Raw genomic sequence first — 15,426 nt, 5'->3', positions numbered from 1 at the left:
GAGTCGAACCCCGCCGGCGTGGCGCCGGCGGGGCCGCTTTGGAGCAGAAGATCAGCTGGGGACTAGAAAGTCCCGCGGACGATGAACGACAGACGTCGATCGCTCACCGACCAGCTGTGCTTGGCGACCAGGGACTTGGAGAAGTTCCCCTGCGTGCCCAGGTACCAGGAATCCCGCTGGTCCATCTCCAGCACGGTCTTGGCGTTGAGCAGGTTCACGCCCTGGACGCCCACCTTGATCCGCGGGGTCACCGAGTACAGCAGCGAGCCGTCCAGCTGGCCGTAGTCGTCGGCATAGACCGGGACCATCAGGTTCGAGGCCGAGGCGCTCATCAGGTAGCGCGAGCGCCAGTTGTAGGCCAGGCGCGCGTCGATGCCGTACTTACTGTAGAGCAGGGTCGCGTTGTAGGTGTAGCGCGACAGCTGCTCCAGCGGCAGGTCCAGCTTCGAGGCGATGATCTGCGACGAGTCGGTCACGCTGCTGGACGCGTTCTGCGTGCCCTTGCTGTCCAGGATCGTCGCGTTCAGCTCCGTGCCCAGCCCGGCCAGCGGACCCGGCAGGAAGTCGAAGAACTGCTGATACTGCATCTCCACGCCGGAGATTTTGCCGTGGCCCATGTTCTGGGGCACGGTGCCGACGGCCTGGACCGACTCCCCGTTGTCCTTGGTGACGGTCATCAAGGTCTGGGCGGACTGGATGTAGTCGTAGACGTCCTTCCGGAAGACGCCCACCGACACCATGCCGCCGCCCTGGAAGTACCATTCGCCCGAGAGGTCGTACGAATTGGCGCGCATCGGCTTCAGGTTCGGATTGCCCGAATAGAAGCCGAAGGCGACGTCCGTGTGGTACTGCACAGCCGAGCCGCCGGCCGCCGCGGTGTCCAGCTGGGCCTGGGTGTAGGGCGCCCCCGTGACCGGGTTGATGATGTTGTCCGCCACCGTCGCGTTGCGCGACTGCAGCGTGGCCGACATGTTGACCGACGGGTCCAGCTGGTAGAAGTCGGGCCGCACGATGTTCTTCGACGCGGCGAACCGCAGGAAGACGTTGGGCTTGGCCTTCAGGCGCAGGTTCAGGCTGGGCAGGACGTCGGTGTATTCGCTGCCGCCGACCGAGGTGAAGGGCTGGCCGTCGGCGAAGTCGATCTTGGCGGCTGCCGTGGACGAGGCGAACCGCTTCTGGCCCGGGTCGATATAGCCGACCGTGCCGTAGCCGTGGCCCTCGACCTTGGACTTGACGACGCGCAGGCCGAAGTTGCCGTCCCAGCTCATCTGCTCGCCGCCCCAGCTGGCGTCCAGGTCGCTGCCGAAGCGGACCTTGCCGTAGAGCGCGAGGGTGTCTTCCCACTGGCGGTTGACGCCGCGGCCGCCGGAGTTGCCGAAGGCGGCGTTCACGTCGCCCAGCGGACGCCAGTAGCTGATGTCGCCGCTCGGACGGGCCCAGATGGGCGTGTAGCTCATCATGGTGCCCTGCTTGAACGGGCTGTAGGTTCCGCCCGCCGGCGACCACGACGGGATCGTGCCGTTGGGGCCGCCCGGCGGATAGTAGCCGTATTCGCCGTCGTTATAGGCCGGGCCGCCGCCGGGGATCGGCCCGTTCCAGACCACCTCGTTCAGGTACTTGTAGAGCTCGGTCGGGCTCTTCGCGAGATCGAAGGCCGGCAGGATCAGGCCGGGAACCGACAGGTCGCCCTTGAAGAAGTTGTCGAAAGCCACCGTGTCCTGGTGCTGGGTGTACTTGTCGGCCGTCGCGGTGACCCGCGTGGCCCACGGCGCCGAGATCAGGTTCCAGTTGTAGCCGGCGTCGCGCGAGGTGGCGTCGCGCGAGGTGGCGCGGACGCCCACCTTGACGTCCTTGATGAAGGAGTCGTCGTCGAAGCTGTAGGTGACGTCGAACTTGCCCGCGTATTCCCGGGCGTCGTTGTCGTCGATGTGGTCCATCGCGGCGTAGAGGTTGAACAGCGACGGCGTGCTGGTGGCGTTGGCCATCGTGATCTTCGGCATGTCGCCGGTCAGGTCCAGGCCGAAGCCGCCCGGCAGGGTGACGGTGTTGTACACCGTCAGGTCCGTGCCCTCGCGGTGCGAGTAGATGTACTGCAGGTCGCCGGTCACCAGGAACCGGTCGTTGGTCCAGCTGAAGCCGGTCGAGATGTCGTTGGTGTTGTCCTCGACCACGCCGTAGCGGGTGCCCAGGTTCAGCAGGAACGAGTTGGACACGCCGTTGCCGCCGCCGCCGCCGTCGACCAGCTGGCCCTTCAGGAAGTTGCCGTCGGCGTCGTAGGTGAACGCCGTGCCGGCGGCCGGGCCCACGACGAACGACTGGTTGTTGGTCGCCGAGCAGCAGGCCGAGGTCTGGGCGAAACGGTCCTGGAAGGTCTGCTTGGCCTCGGTGCGGAACAGGGTCAGGTAGAGTTCGAGGTTGTCGTTGGGGCGGTACTGGAAGGCCAGATTGTAGCCCTCGCGCTCGCGGTCCTGCAGGTTGTTGCGGTACTGCACGCCGACCGGCACGAACACGCGCGACAGCGGCTGGCCGGCGATCGAGTTGTCGCCGTTGAAGTTGAACGTGTCGCCGCCGTCGTAGGACGATTGGACCCCGACGCCGTGGGCGTCGTACGGGTCGACGGCGATGGTGTTCACCGCGGTCTTCAGCTTGGACCTGGACACGCTCAGCAGCACGCCGAACTCGCCGCCGTCGGGCGTGTCGAAGCGGTCGCTGTAGAGGAAGCTGCCCGACGGCGTGCCTTCCTTGCGCAGGTCGCCGCGCGTGTAGTCGGCCGAGAAGGCCAGCTGGCGCTTGCTGCTGTCGAACGGCATGCGGGTGCGCAGGTTCACCGTGCCGCCCAGGCCGCCCTCGACGATGTCGGCCGACGGGTTCTTGTAGACGTCCACGCCCGAGAACAGTTCGGGGGTCACGTCCTCCCACGAGATGGCCCGGCCGCCGCGCGCCGAGAAGGCGTCCCGGCCGTTCAACTCGGAGCGGACCCAGGTCAGGCCGCGGATCTGGATGCCCGAGCCTTCGGCGTTCAGGCGGTCGACGTCGCGGGGCTGGTTGGTCCGGCCGATGGTCACGCCCGGGATGCGCTGCAGCGCCTCGGTGACCGAGCGGTCGGGCAGGCCGCCGATGTCCACGGCGGTGATCGAATCGACGATCTGCTCGGAGTTCTTCTTCAGGTCCTGCGCCGTCTGGAGGGCCTTGCGCTGGCCGACGACGATGACCTCGGAAATCTCTTCGGGCGGATCCTTGGTCGCGCCCCCGCTGGTCTGGGCCTGCGCCGACGCCACGAGCAGGCCGGTCGCCCAGACCATCGTCGCGGTCGAGACCAGCAACATCTTCTTCTTGTTCACGTTCCCTCTCCCAAATCAGCACGCCCTTTTGGGCTGTGCTCGCCGGTGTTTTCGTCTCGACGCGGGGTTGGGCGGTCAGTCGCCGTCCCTGCGTCGGGAAACACACTTTAATTAACTTGTTTTATTAAACCGGCGCGATTTGTCGTACAAGCCATAACATTCAACAATCGCGAGCGTGGTTTCGTGCGGTTGCACGGACGTGCGCCGGCGGACGTCGTCGAGGGGGCGACGCCGGGTGGGGCGAGAACGGAATCCAGAAGGATCGGCGGCCGCGCGAGCTTGGCCGGTCCGGCGGCCCGGTTAGTTGAGGCGGGGCTTCTTCAGCAGGGCGTTGCGGTCGACCGAACGGATCTCGACCTCGAACACGTCCTGCTCGCGCTGGATGCGCAGCGCGATGGTGACGCCGGCGGGGCCCTGGTCCCAGAGGGCGGTGTAGAACTCGGTTAGGTCCGAGACCTCGTCGCCGTCGACGGCCAGGATCAGGTCGCCGGCCCGCAGTTCGGCGCGGGACGCGGGGCTGCCCGGCGACACGCCGACCAGGATGACCTGGGATTCGGTTTCCTGGGCGAAGACGCCCAGCCAGGGGCGGGGCGGATGGGCCGGCTTGCCGCGCGCCAGGTCGTCCAGGATCGGCGGCAGCAGTTCGGCGGGGACGAACATGTTCATGGGCTTGGCCACGCCGTCCTGCGACTGTCCCGACAGGCTGAGCGAGCCGACGCCGACCAGTTCGCCCTTGGGACCGATCAGGGCCGCGCCGCTCCAGTGGGGATGAGCCGGCTCGGTGATGATCGCCTCGTCCAGCAGGTATTCCCAATAGCCGGCGAAGGGCATGCGGGTCAGGGCGCGGCCGGCGGCGGCGTGGGCGCGTCCGCCGGCGCCGGCGATGATCACCGGGCTGCCCGGCTCCAGGACCTTTGAGGTGCCCAGGCGCAGCGCCGGCAGGCCCAGGGGCTCCAGCGCCTGGACCAGGCCCAGTCCCGTCTGGCCGTCGAAGCCCAGCACGTGGGCGTGGACGCGCCGGCCGTCGTTGAGGGTCAGCACCACCTCGCTGGCCTCGGTGATCAGATAGGCCATGGTCAGCACCAGGCCGCCTTCGCTGATCACCACGCCGTTCCCCAGCCGCTCGGTTCCCAGGATGCGCGCGGTGAAGGCGTCGGCCGGGACCTTGGACTCCAGGGCGACGACGCTGGACAGGGCGTGATCGAGGTCGAAGGCGTAGGCGCTGGCGGCGGGCCGCAGCCGCGCTTCGACCTCATGCCCCTGGAACGGTGAAGACAAGTCGATCTCCTCTAGGAGACTCAAATCTGGGGCGTGGCGCGGCGCGAACAAGAGGCGAGGGCGAAGAGGCGCGGCCGACGGCGGGTCTTCAGGCGGCCAGGGCGGACAGGTCCGTGGGGCGCTCCTGGCGACTGCGGCGCCAGCGACTGGGCGGCAGGCCCACCAGCCCGCCGAAGGACCGGCAGAAGTGGGCCTGGTCCGAGAAGCCGCAGGCCAGGGCGATCTGGGCCAGGCTGTCGTGCGTGGTCAGCATCAGCTGCTTGGCCCGGGTGATGCGCCGCTCGATGATGTAGCTCTTGGCGGACTGGCCGAAGCTCTCCTTGAAGGCGTGGGAGAAGTAGCTGGGGCTCAGGCGGACCGCCGCGGCCACGTCGCGGACCTGCAGGTTGCGGTCGCTGTTGCTGTCGATGAAGTCGGTCGCCGTCCGCACCTGCCAGGGCGCCAGCTTGCCGGTCTGCTGGTCGCGGGTCAGGCGCTGGACCTCGGCTTCCAGCAGCTGGCTGGCGCGGTGCATCAGCTCCCGCGCCGCGTCGGGATCGCGGTCGAAGGCGCGAGAGGCGTCGGTGACCAGGCGGGCCAGCATCAGGGTCTGGTCGCGGGGCAGGGTGGAGGTTTGGTTCGCGTTCATGGAAGTCATGTCCAGCTCGCCACCTCTTCTTCAGAACCATTCCCGGGTGTTCACCCCAGGTCCAGTTCCGGTTTTGCTAGCATTGGATATGAGAAGCCGCAATGGTGCAGGTTAAAGCTTAGCTGTTAGCAAGTTTCGAAAACCGTCGTGATTTGTCACCTACTGTCCCGCCGGGCGGCGTCCGGGCGGGTTCCGGTTTCTCGGACTTCGATTTCGAACTGCGATGTTTTTGAACAATTGATGACGCTTTGGGCAAGGAGCCCCGGCGCGCGGACGCCCGTCAGTCGCTGTTGTCTATGTTCTTGAATTGTTCTCCTTGGCAGTTCATGATCGGGCCATGGTCGCTCCCGCCAATCTCCCCAGTCACCCGCCGTCCGCCGGTCTCAGGGAAGGGGCGCGGGGGCGCGGGGCCAAGTCCAATCGCTCGGGCCGCTTCGAGTCCCAGGTCAGCGAGGCCTTCGACGACGGCTGGGGCGAGGAGGAGGAACCGGCCCAGATCGCCACCACGCTCCAGCCGATGAAGTCGCGGACGATCATCGCCCGCAACGACAGCCCCGACGTGGGCTTCGAAAGCTCGATCAATCCCTATCGCGGCTGCAGCCACGGCTGCATCTACTGCTACGCCCGGCCGGCCCACACCTATCTGGGCCATTCGGCCGGCCTGGATTTCGAGACCAAGATCTATTTCAAGCCCGAGGCGGGCAAGCTGCTGGAGCGCGAGCTCTCCAAGCCGAAATACGTCCCCAAGGTGATCCATATCGGCGGCGACACCGATCCCTACCAACCCGACGAGCGCCAGCTGCGGGTGACGCGGGCGGTGATCGAGACGCTGGCCCGCTTCCGCCACCCGTTCACGATCATCACCAAGTCGAACCTGATCACCCGCGATCTCGACATCCTGGGGCCGATGGGCCAGGCGGGGCTGGCGCGGGCGGCGGTGTCGATCACCAGCCTGGACCACCGTCTGTCGCGCAGCATGGAGCCCAGGGCCTCGACGCCCGGGCGGCGGATCGACGCCGTGCGCCAGCTGGCGGCGGCGGGCGTGCCGACCACGGTGATGTTCGCCCCCTCGATCCCGTCGCTGAACGACCACGAGATGGAAGGCGTGCTGGAGGCCGCCGCCGCGGCCGGGGCGACCACGGCCGGCTATGTCGCCGTGCGCCTGCCGCTGGAGATCAAGGACCTGTTCGAGGAATGGCTGGCGGCCGAGCATCCCGACCGGGCCCGGCGGGTGATGTCCCTGGTCCGCCAGATGCGCGGCGGGGCGGCCTACAGCTCCGAATGGGGCAAGCGGATGACGGGCGAGGGGCCCGTCGCCCAGGTGATGAGCCAGAGGTTCCACCTGGCGCGGGCGAAGTTCGGCCTGGACCGCAAGTTGCCTCCGCTGGACTTGACCCAGTTCGCCGTGCCGCCCAAGGCCGGGGATCAGCTGTCGCTGTTCTAGGCCTGGGCCAGGCGCAGGCCGTCCGCCGCCGCCGAGACCCGGACGCCCGAATAGTCGGCGATGGCCGGATGGTCCAGGTCGAGCGGGTGGCGGTGGGTGGCGGTGATCATGATCACGTCGGCGCCGGCCGCCTCGCCCGCCAGCAGGCCGGCGGGGGCGTCCTCGAACACCAGGCAGGCTTCGGCCGCCACACCCAGCCGCCGGGCGGCCAGGGCGTAGCCGTCCGGGGCGGGCTTGCCGCGCGTCACGTCCTCGGCGGTGATCAGCTCGGCGGGAACCGGCAGGCCGGCGGCCTCCAGACGCCGCAGGGCCAGTTCGCGCTGGGCCGAGGTGACGACGGCCCAGCGGTCGGCGGGCAGGGCGCGCAGGAAGGCTTCCGCCCCCGGGATCGGGATCACGCCTTCGACGTCGGCGACCTCGGCCCGCAGGATCGCCAGGGTCTCGAGGGCGATGTCGACGCCGGCGAGGTTCTGGCGGCGGATGGTCTCCTCGGCCCGCACGCCGTGGATGGTGGGCAGGAAGGCCTCGACGTCGAGGCCGTGGCGGCGCGCCCAGTCGCCCCACACCCGTTCGGCCACGGCGATGGAGTCGAGCACGGTCCCGTCCATGTCGAACAGGAAGGCGGCATAGGTCTTGGCGGGGATCATGGACGGGCTATGCCATGCTTCGCCGTCCAAAGTCTTGTCCGGGCAAGTCTCGGCTTGACCGGCGTCGCGCCGGATCGGAAGCAGGGCGCATGATCACCGTCGTCCTGCCGACCCGCAACAGCGCCGCGCGCCTGGTGCACGTCCTGCCCCTGCTGGTGCCCGCCGCCGTCGACGGCCTGGTCAAGGCGGTGGTGTTCGCCGACGCCGGCTCGACCGACGCCACCCTCGACATCGCCGAGGACAGCGGGGCGAAGGCGGTGCGCGCCGACGGCGACGCCGGGGCGCGGCTGGCGGCCGGCTGCGCGGCGGCCAGGAGCGCCTGGATCCTGGCGCTGGGCGAGGACCTGGTCCTGCCCGAGGGCTGGCGCACGCCGGTCGAGGCGCATCTGGCGGGCGGCGGCGGCAAGCCGGCCTGGATCGCGGCTCCGGGTCTGTTCGGTCGTCCGCTGGCGGTCCTGGCGTCGCGCGAGGCCGTCGAGGCGGCCGGCGGCTTCAAGCCCGGCGGCGAGCCGCTGAAGGCGCTGCTGGGACGGCTGAAGCCCAGGGCCGTGAGACTGAAGGTCTAGCGAACTCGCCCTCTCTCTTTGAGAGAGGGAGGGGCCCGCCGCGAAGCGGTGGGAGGGTGAGAGGTTATAATCTCTCAGAGCAAAGCGCTGACGACGATGACATGTGGATCGCTGTATCCGCGGCAGAAATCAGGAGCGCTTTGAAGCGCCTCGGCCGCTCTGGATTTGCTGGTGGGCGGTGAAACCTCTCACCCTCCCACCGCCTGCGGCGGCGGGCCCCTCCCTCTCTCTATGAGAGAGGGCTTTAGCCCTACTGATCCAGCCGGAAGTCGATCACCCGCGCGCCGCTGGCCACGGCGTCCAGGGTCTTGGTCTCGGCGCCCATCAGCTTGCGATAGGTCCAGTACGAGGCCATGACCTTCTCGACGTAGTTGCGGGTCTCCTGGGCCGGCAGGCTCTCGATCAGCAGCAGCGGGTCGCAGTCGGCGCCGCCGAGCTGTTCCTGGGTCTTGATCAGGGTGCCCGGGCCGCCGTTGTAGGCCGCCACGGCGCGGAACAGGTCGGGACTCTGCAGGCCCCGGTCCATCAGCCAGGTGAAGTAGTCCTGGCCGACGCGCAGGTTGAAGCTGGGATCGAACAGCGGCGTGGTGTCGGCCAGCAGCTTGTCGTCGCCGGCCGCGCGGGCGGCGGCCACCGGCATCAGCTGCATCAGGCCCACCGCGCCGGCGCCCGACATGGCGTAGGGGTCGAAGCGGCTTTCCTGGCGCACCAGGGCGTAGACCATGGCCTTGTCGATCGTGAAGCCGCCCTTGGGCTCCAGCGGGGGCAGGGGGTAGTCCTCGCCGCCCACGCGCTTGACCGCGCGGCCGGCGTTCAGCGGGGCCTTCTCGTTGAGGGCCAGGGCCAGGTCGGTCCAGTCGCCGCGGGCCTTGGGGTTGTCGCTGGCCAGGGACAGGCCGGCGCGCAGCTCCTGGCCGGCCTCGGCCCAGCGGCCGATCTGGGCCAGGGCGGCGGCGCGGCGGGCGCGGGGATCGGCGGCCAGCAGGCGGGCCAGCGAGTCCACGTCCGGCCCCTCGTACGAGACCTTGGTCAGGAGGGCGGCGATCGGGTCGTCCTGGGCCAGGGCCAGGCCGGACAGGGCCAGCTGGCGGGCGGCGATCATGCCGTAGAAGGTGTTGGGCGCGCGGGCGGCGGTGCTGAGCAGGTCCTCGACATCGCGGGCCTGGCCGCCCGAGGCGGCCGAGCGCGCGGCCCAGAACGCGGCGGCCGAGCGCAGCCATTCGTCCTGGTTCTCGTCGTCGGCGACCCGTTCGAAATAGGTCCGGGCCTGGGCGTAGGCCTGCAGGCGGAAGGCGGAGAGCCCGGCGATCCAGGGCTCGCTGGCGGCCTGGGCCAGGGTCAGGGCCTTCTTCACGTCGCCGGAATAATAGGCCTCGCGGGCGGCGCGGGCCTTGTCGGCCGGGGCGGGGCCCTTGGCGCCGGCCACGAACAGGGCCGGGATTTTCGGGGCGGCGGCGCGGGCCGGCTTGCGCTTGACCGCCAGGGTGTAGACCCGGTCGGCCCCGGCCTGGTCGCCATAGGCGGCCAGCCAGTCGGTCAGCTCGTCATAGCTGGCCGAATAGGCGTTGGGGTGCATGATCTTGGTGAATTCCAGCCGGCCCCGCAGGCTGCGGTCGCGGGCGTTGGCGGCCGCGGCCTCGGCGGCGTCGAAGTCACCGTGGTCGGCGGCGGCGAAGGCGGCGCGATAGAAGCGGGCGTCGGCGTCCGACAGCGGCTCGAGCGCCGAGGCATGGGCGCTCACGGCGACGCTGAAAGCGGCCATGAGGCAAAACACGAAGGCCGAGAAAACGGCCAGAGGGCGAGCTAGAAGCTGCAATGCGTTTCCGCGCCCTTGCCCCGAAAGGCTCCCCGACGCGTCCCGTTCAACTGGTCGTCCGAATCTCTAGTTGGGACGCTCGGGGCGATCAAGTCTTTCGCTGAGCGTCAGCATGTCGACCCAGGCCTTCTTCTTGGCGTCGGGCTTCCGCAGCAGGAACGCCGGATGCAAGGTGGGCAAGGCGGGAAGCTCGGTTTGGCCGTCGGCGGAGGTCCACTCGAACCACCGGCCGCGCAGCGACAATATGCCTTCCTCGCGCTTCAATAGGCTCTTGGCCGAGGCGCCGCCCACCAGCAGCAGGATCTTGGGCTGGACCAGTTGGATCGCCCGCTCCAGGAACGGCGCGCAGGTCGCCTGCTCTTGCGGGGTCGGCGTGCGGTTGCCGGGCGGGCGCCAGAACACGGTGTTGGTGACGAAGGCGCGGTCCAGCAGGCCGGCGGCCTTCAGCATGCGGTCCAGCAACTGGCCGGCGCGGCCGACGAACGGCGCGCCCTGCTGGTCCTCGTCGGCCCCGGGGGCCTCGCCGATGATCATCAGCGGCGCGTCGGCCGGGCCGCGCGACACCACGGCCTGGCGCGCGCCCTGGGTCTTCAGCGGGCAGCCGTCGAAGGCGGCGATGGCGGCGGCCAGGGCGGGCAGGTCGGCGCAGGCGGCGGCCAGGGCCGTGGCCTCGGCGACGGCGGCGCCCAGGTCCGGGCCGCGTCCGAAGGCGGGAGCCACGACGGCGGCGACGGGCGGCGGAGGCGGGGGCTCGCGGCGGGCGCGCAGCATCGCCGCGCCGTCGGCCAGGCGGTCGATCGGCTCGTCCGCGTACGAGGCCTCGACGCCCGCGTCGGCCCAGAAGGCGAGCAGGCTTTCCACGGCGCGCGGATCGACGGCGAGGTCCATGCCGTCTCTTAGCGCGATCCTCCGATCACCGCCACGTCAGCCGCTTGAAGATTGACGCTGCATCGCAGCAAAAAACATTCGTTTATTCTTGACCACCTCCGCGTCACCTCACGATAAGCTTCGACTCAAACAGCAAGAACGCGGGCAGAGTGCGCCCGGGCGGGAGACCTCAATGAGCGAAGAGCTCGAACGCGAGTCGATGGAATACGACGTCGTCATCGTCGGCGGCGGACCGGCGGGCCTTTCGGCCGCCATCCGACTCAAGCAACTGGCGGCGCAGGCCGGGACCGAGGTTTCGGTGGCGGTGCTGGAAAAGGGTTCCGAGGTCGGCGCCCACATCCTGTCGGGCGCGGTGATCGACCCCAAGGGCCTGGCCGAGCTGTTCCCCGACTGGAAGGAACGCGGCGCGCCGCTGGAGACCCCGGTCAAGACCGACCGCTTCCGGCTGCTGGGCCCGCAGGGCGATATGGCCCTGCCGATGTTCGCCATGCCGCCGTTCATGCACAACCACGGCTGCTACATCGGCTCGCTGGGCAACCTCTCGCGCTGGCTGGCGGCCCAGGCCGAGGAACTGGGCGTCGAGATCTATCCGGGCTTCGCGGCTTCGGACATGGTCTGGAACGACGACGGCTCGCTGAAGGGCGTCGTGGTCGGCGTGGTCGGGATCGCCAAGGACGGCCACCACAAGCCCGACTACCAGCCGGGCATGGAGCTGCACGGCAAGTACGTGTTCATCGCCGAGGGCGTGCGCGGCTCGCTGGCCAAGCAACTGATCGCCAAGTTCGACCTGTCGGCCGGCAAGTCGCCGCAGAAGTTCGGCATCGGCATCAAGGAACTGTGGCAGGTGCCCCCCGAGAAGCACCAGCTGGGCCTGGTCGAGCATACGACCGGCTGGCCGCTGGACGACAAGACCGGCGGCGGCAGCTTCATGTACCACTTCGGGGACAACTACGTGTCCATCGGCTACGTGGTGCACCTCAACTACAAGAACCCCTGGATGTCGCCGTTCGACGAGTTCCAGCGGTTCAAGCACCATCCGGCGGTCAAGCCGCACCTGGAAGGCGGCAAGCGCATCGCCTACGGCGCGCGGGCCATCACCGAGGGCGGCTATCAGTCGGTCCCGAAGCTGACCTTCCCGGGCGGCGTGCTGATCGGCTGCTCGGCCGGCTTCGTCAACGTGCCGCGCATCAAGGGCAGCCATAACGCCGTCAAGACCGGCATGCTGGCCGCCGAGGCGGCCTTCGCCGCGATCGGCGCCGGGCGGGCCAGCGACGAGCTGGTCGAATACCAGACCGCCTATGAAGGCTCGTGGGTGGCCAAGGAGCTTAAGGTCGTCCGCAACGCCAAGCCGCTGCTGGGCAAGCTGGGCACGTTCCTGGGCGGCGCGGCCGGCATGTTCGACATGTGGTGCACGCACCTGCTGGGCGGCTTCTCGTTCTTCGGCACGCTGAAGCACGACAAGACCGACGCGGAGTCGATCGGCCTGGCCAAGGACTACAAGCCCCTGGTCTATCCCAAGCCGGACGGCGTGATCAGCTTCGACAAGCTGAGCTCGGTGTTCCTGTCGGCCACCAACCACGAGGAAGACCAGCCGGCCCACCTGAAGCTGAAGGACCCGACGATCCCGATCGCGGTCAACCTGCCCAAGTACGGCGAACCGGCGCGACTGTACTGCCCGGCGGGCGTCTACGAGGTGCTCTACAACGAGCAGGGCCAGGACCCGCGCTTCCAGATCAACGCCCAGAACTGCGTCCACTGCAAAACCTGCGACATCAAGGACCCGTCGCAGAACATCGTCTGGACCACGCCCGAGGGCGGCGGCGGCCCGACCTACCCGAACATGTAGAAGAGGGGCCTTTGAAAGGCCCCGATGGACGTCTAAGGCGCGGTTCGAACTTCGGACCGCGCCTTTTTCTTGCGGCCCGCCCGGAAACCGATGAGGGTGCGGATATGACGCGTACCAAGCTTCTCCTCGCCCTTCTCGCCGCCTCGACCCTGGGCGCCTGCGCCGCCGCGCCGCCCGGGCCGGACCTGCGCGGCCAGCTCGCCATGGGCTCGGCCTGGGGCTCCAGCCGGTCGGCCTACGGTCAGTTCCTGGCCGGCCAGGCGGCCCTGCTGAACGGCTCGAACGCCCAGGCGGCGAGCTATTTCGACGAGGCGCGGCAGCTGGGCGAAGACCCGGGCGTGCTGGCCGACCGCGCGTTCACCGCCGCCCTGCTGGCCGGCGACGTGTCGCGCGCCGCGGCCCTGGCGCCGCAGGGAACCGACGCCAACGAGCAGGTGCGCCGGCTGGGCGTGCTGACCCGGGTGGTCGACCTGATGGCCGTGGGCAAGGCCCGCGACGCCCAGACCCTGCTGAAGACCGAGACCCTGGGCTTCCCCCATCGTCCCGCCGCCGTCCTGCTGGCTCCCTGGCTGGCCGCCGCCGCGGGCGACGCCAACGGCGCGGTGGTGCGTCCCGAGCTGCAGGGCGACCGGTTCGTGCAGTATTTCGGCCAGCTGAGCCAGGCGCGGCTTTACGAGCGCGCCAAGCGCTATGACGAGGCCGAGACCGACTACAAGGCGCTGATGGCGATCGAGAACGCCCGCGCCTTGTTCGTCGAGGACTACGGCGCGTTCCTGGAACGCCGCAAGCGCCAGGCCGAGGCCCTGGCCCTGTACGACGCGGCCCTGGCGCGCGATCCGGACGACCAGGGCCTGCGGACGGCCCGGGCCCGCGCCGCGGCGCGCGGCCCCGCGCCGGCCATGCCGACCGACAAGCAGGGCGCGGCCCACATGCTGGTCGCCTGCGCCGCAACCTTCGCCAGCGAGCGCCAGAGCCAGTTCGGCCTGGCCTATCTGCGCCTGGCCCTGCGGCTGGACCCCAAGCGCGACGACGCCTGGCTGCTGGTCGGCGATCTGCTGGGCCAGGACGACGACGACGCCGGCGCCCGCGAGGCCTACGCCAAGGTGCCATCGACCTCGCCGCGCTATGTCGCCGCCCAGTCGAAGCTGGCCTGGAGCCTCCAGGGCAGCGGCGAGAAGGACAAGGCCGTCGCCCTGGCGCACCAGTCCGCCGTGGCCGCGCCGAAGGACCGCGACGCCCAGATCACCTATGCCGACCTGCTGCGGGCCAACGAGCGCTGGTCGGAGTCGGCCGCCGCCCTGGACCCGCTGATCGCCGGCGAGGGCGACAAGCCCGATTGGCGGCTGCTCTACATGCGCGGCATCTCGCTGGAACGGGCCGGGCGCTGGCCGGACGCCGAGCGCGACCTGCTGACGGCGGTCAAGCTGAACCCGGACGAGCCCGACCTGCTGAACTATCTGGGCTATTCGTGGATCGATCGCGGCGTGCACCTGCCCGAGGCCATCGCCATGGTCCAGAAGGCCGTCGACGCCCGCCCGCAGTCGGGCGCGATGCTCGACTCCCTGGGCTGGGGCTACTACCGGCAGGGCGACTACAAGACCGCCGTGGCCAAGCTGGAGCAGGCCGTCGAGCTGGAGCCGGGCGACCCGGACGTCAACGGCCACCTGGGCGACGCCTACTGGCGCATCGGCCGCCAGGTCGAGGCGCGCTACCAGTGGCAGCGGGTGCTCAGCCTGGAGCCGGACGAGAAGCAGAAGGCCGAGGCCGAAGCCAAGCTCAAGGACGGCCTGGACGGTCCGCCGGCCAAGGTGGCCTCCAGCCAGTAGCCCGACGATTTCCTAGACGCTTCCCCCCGACGCTTCCCAGACGCTTCAAGGGCACGCCATGCGCCTCGACGCCTTCGCCCCGGCCAAGGTCAACCTGTTCCTGCACGTCGGTGGTCCCGACGCCGAGGGCTATCACCCGATCTCCAGCCTGATGCTGTTCGCCGACGTCGGCGACCGGGTCCGGCTGCAGGCGGCCGATGCGCCCAGCTTCGAGGCGACGGGGCGGTTCGGCGGCGAGATCCCGCTGGACGACGGCAATCTGGTGGTGCGGGCCGCGAACGCCCTGCGCGCCCGGCTGGGCGGGCCGGTCCCGCCGTTCCGCCTGATCCTCGACAAGGCCCTGCCGATCGCGGCCGGCCTGGGCGGGGGCTCCAGCGACGCGGGGGCGGCGTTGCGGCTGCTGCGCGGGGCCCTGGCCCCGGAGCTGTCCGACGTCGAACTGGAAGCCGTGGCCGGAAGCCTGGGCGCCGACGGCGCGGCCTGCCTGTGGGGCGCGCCGGTGATGGCGGAGGGCAGGGGCGAGCGCCTGTCGCCCGCGCCCGCCCTGCCGGAACTGCACGCCGTCCTGGTCAATCCGCTGGTCCCGTCGCCGACCGGGGCGGTCTACCGCGCCTACGACGCGGCGGTTCATCCCGAGGGCGAGGCGCCGCCGCCGATGCTGGACGGGCTGGAGAGCGCCGAGGAGGTCTGCGCCTGGCTGGCCGGCTTCACCCGCAACGACCTGCAGCCCCCGGCCGTGGCCCTGGAGCCGCGCATCGGCCAGGTGCTGGACCTGCTGGCCGACGAACCCGAGACCCTGCTGGCCCGGATGTCCGGCTCGGGCGCCACCTGCTTCGCCCTCTGCGCCGGCGACATCGAGGCCGAGGGCCTGGCCGAGCGGATCGAGCAGATGCGGCCGGACTGGTGGGTCAAGCGCTGCCGCCTGGGCGGGCCGTTCTAGGCGCCGACGGATGCTGCCGGGGACATGCCCTCGGGCGTGTCCCCCAAGTCGTCCGCTGAGTTGGGTGTCTAATCCTGTGACGCCGCGGCCGAAGGAGGGGACACGCACTCACACCACGGTCGTTGATTGACTGGCAGAGGCCTTGCCGTGAGTGCGTGTCCCCGTCACTGCGGCGGCCAAGTCGCTGAAATCACGGCGCTAAATCT

The 15,426-nt window shown here is 69.7% G+C and carries 11 protein-coding genes; 5 read left to right on the top strand and 6 right to left on the bottom strand.

Features of this window, described 5'->3' with window-relative positions; translation table 11 throughout:
* Positions 1 to 62 precede the first annotated feature (62 nt).
* The 3 genes from WAE60_RS16705 to WAE60_RS16695 all read right to left on the bottom strand — a co-directional run bounded on the left by WAE60_RS16705 (position 63) and on the right by WAE60_RS16695 (position 5,247).
* Positions 63 to 3,341: a TonB-dependent receptor gene (locus WAE60_RS16705; protein ID WP_337687593.1), complete on the bottom strand. Its 3,279-nt coding sequence runs from the start codon at positions 3,339 to 3,341 to the stop codon at positions 63 to 65.
* 300 nt (positions 3,342 to 3,641) lie between these two features.
* Entirely contained in the window at positions 3,642 to 4,619 is a 978-nt protein-coding gene (locus WAE60_RS16700; protein ID WP_029913164.1) for a S1C family serine protease, read from the bottom strand.
* Between the two features lie 88 nt (positions 4,620 to 4,707).
* Positions 4,708 to 5,247: an AraC family transcriptional regulator gene (locus WAE60_RS16695; RefSeq protein WP_337687592.1), complete on the bottom strand. Its 540-nt coding sequence runs from the start codon at positions 5,245 to 5,247 to the stop codon at positions 4,708 to 4,710.
* 337 nt (positions 5,248 to 5,584) lie between these two features.
* Here WAE60_RS16695 and WAE60_RS16690 point away from each other — a divergent pair, with 337 nt between their 5' ends.
* Complete coding sequence (locus WAE60_RS16690; RefSeq protein ID WP_337687591.1) at positions 5,585 to 6,691, top strand: PA0069 family radical SAM protein; 1,107 nt, start codon at positions 5,585 to 5,587, stop codon at positions 6,689 to 6,691.
* On the opposite strand, the gene WAE60_RS16685 is transcribed toward WAE60_RS16690, so the two are convergent.
* Positions 6,688 to 7,338 carry an HAD-IA family hydrolase gene (locus WAE60_RS16685; protein WP_337687590.1) on the bottom strand — a complete coding sequence of 217 codons (651 nt, stop codon included), beginning with the start codon at positions 7,336 to 7,338 and terminating at the stop codon, positions 6,688 to 6,690. The genes WAE60_RS16690 and WAE60_RS16685 overlap by 4 nt on opposite strands.
* A gap of 89 nt (positions 7,339 to 7,427) precedes the next feature.
* Between WAE60_RS16685 and WAE60_RS16680 the strand changes: the two genes are divergently transcribed.
* Positions 7,428 to 7,904, top strand: a complete 477-nt coding sequence (locus WAE60_RS16680; protein WP_337687589.1) for a glycosyltransferase — start codon at positions 7,428 to 7,430, stop codon at positions 7,902 to 7,904.
* A 250-nt stretch (positions 7,905 to 8,154) separates the two neighbouring features.
* On the opposite strand, the gene WAE60_RS16675 is transcribed toward WAE60_RS16680, so the two are convergent.
* Entirely contained in the window at positions 8,155 to 9,666 is a 1,512-nt protein-coding gene (locus WAE60_RS16675; protein WP_231499471.1) for a lytic transglycosylase domain-containing protein, read from the bottom strand.
* Between the two features lie 120 nt (positions 9,667 to 9,786).
* Positions 9,787 to 10,608 (bottom strand): uracil-DNA glycosylase, encoded by an 822-nt coding sequence (locus WAE60_RS16670; protein WP_337687588.1) that lies wholly within the window; start codon positions 10,606 to 10,608, stop codon positions 9,787 to 9,789.
* A 172-nt stretch (positions 10,609 to 10,780) separates the two neighbouring features.
* Here WAE60_RS16670 and WAE60_RS16665 point away from each other — a divergent pair, with 172 nt between their 5' ends.
* From WAE60_RS16665 to WAE60_RS16655, 3 genes are all read left to right on the top strand, one after another.
* Positions 10,781 to 12,454, top strand: a complete 1,674-nt coding sequence (locus tag WAE60_RS16665) for an electron transfer flavoprotein-ubiquinone oxidoreductase (protein ID WP_337687587.1) — start codon at positions 10,781 to 10,783, stop codon at positions 12,452 to 12,454.
* A gap of 104 nt (positions 12,455 to 12,558) precedes the next feature.
* Positions 12,559 to 14,280 carry a tetratricopeptide repeat protein gene (locus WAE60_RS16660; RefSeq protein WP_029913187.1) on the top strand — a complete coding sequence of 574 codons (1,722 nt, stop codon included), beginning with the start codon at positions 12,559 to 12,561 and terminating at the stop codon, positions 14,278 to 14,280.
* A gap of 58 nt (positions 14,281 to 14,338) precedes the next feature.
* Positions 14,339 to 15,220 (top strand): 4-(cytidine 5'-diphospho)-2-C-methyl-D-erythritol kinase, encoded by an 882-nt coding sequence (locus WAE60_RS16655; protein ID WP_337687586.1) that lies wholly within the window; start codon positions 14,339 to 14,341, stop codon positions 15,218 to 15,220.
* Positions 15,221 to 15,426 lie beyond the last annotated feature (206 nt).

This window comes from Caulobacter sp. CCG-8 (assembly GCF_037402475.1).
In the GTDB taxonomy this organism is placed as follows: domain Bacteria; phylum Pseudomonadota; class Alphaproteobacteria; order Caulobacterales; family Caulobacteraceae; genus Caulobacter.
The sequence above is the reverse complement of the archived record's forward strand: the minus strand, read 5'-3'. Positions and strand labels throughout refer to the sequence as shown.

Bases quoted from the DNA above. Each gene is read 5' to 3' on its own strand.
- WAE60_RS16695 (WP_337687592.1), bottom strand. From the start codon at position 5,247: ATGAACGCGAACCAAACCTCCACCCTGCCCCGCGACCAGACCCTGATG.
- WAE60_RS16690 (WP_337687591.1), top strand. From the start codon at position 5,585: ATGGTCGCTCCCGCCAATCTCCCCAGTCACCCGCCGTCCGCCGGTCTC.
- WAE60_RS16685 (WP_337687590.1), bottom strand. From the start codon at position 7,338: ATGATCCCCGCCAAGACCTATGCCGCCTTCCTGTTCGACATGGACGGG.
- WAE60_RS16680 (WP_337687589.1), top strand. From the start codon at position 7,428: ATGATCACCGTCGTCCTGCCGACCCGCAACAGCGCCGCGCGCCTGGTG.
- WAE60_RS16675 (WP_231499471.1), bottom strand. From the start codon at position 9,666: ATGGCCGCTTTCAGCGTCGCCGTGAGCGCCCATGCCTCGGCGCTCGAG.
- WAE60_RS16670 (WP_337687588.1), bottom strand. From the start codon at position 10,608: ATGGACCTCGCCGTCGATCCGCGCGCCGTGGAAAGCCTGCTCGCCTTC.
- WAE60_RS16665 (WP_337687587.1), top strand. From the start codon at position 10,781: ATGAGCGAAGAGCTCGAACGCGAGTCGATGGAATACGACGTCGTCATC.
- WAE60_RS16660 (WP_029913187.1), top strand. From the start codon at position 12,559: ATGACGCGTACCAAGCTTCTCCTCGCCCTTCTCGCCGCCTCGACCCTG.
- WAE60_RS16655 (WP_337687586.1), top strand. From the start codon at position 14,339: ATGCGCCTCGACGCCTTCGCCCCGGCCAAGGTCAACCTGTTCCTGCAC.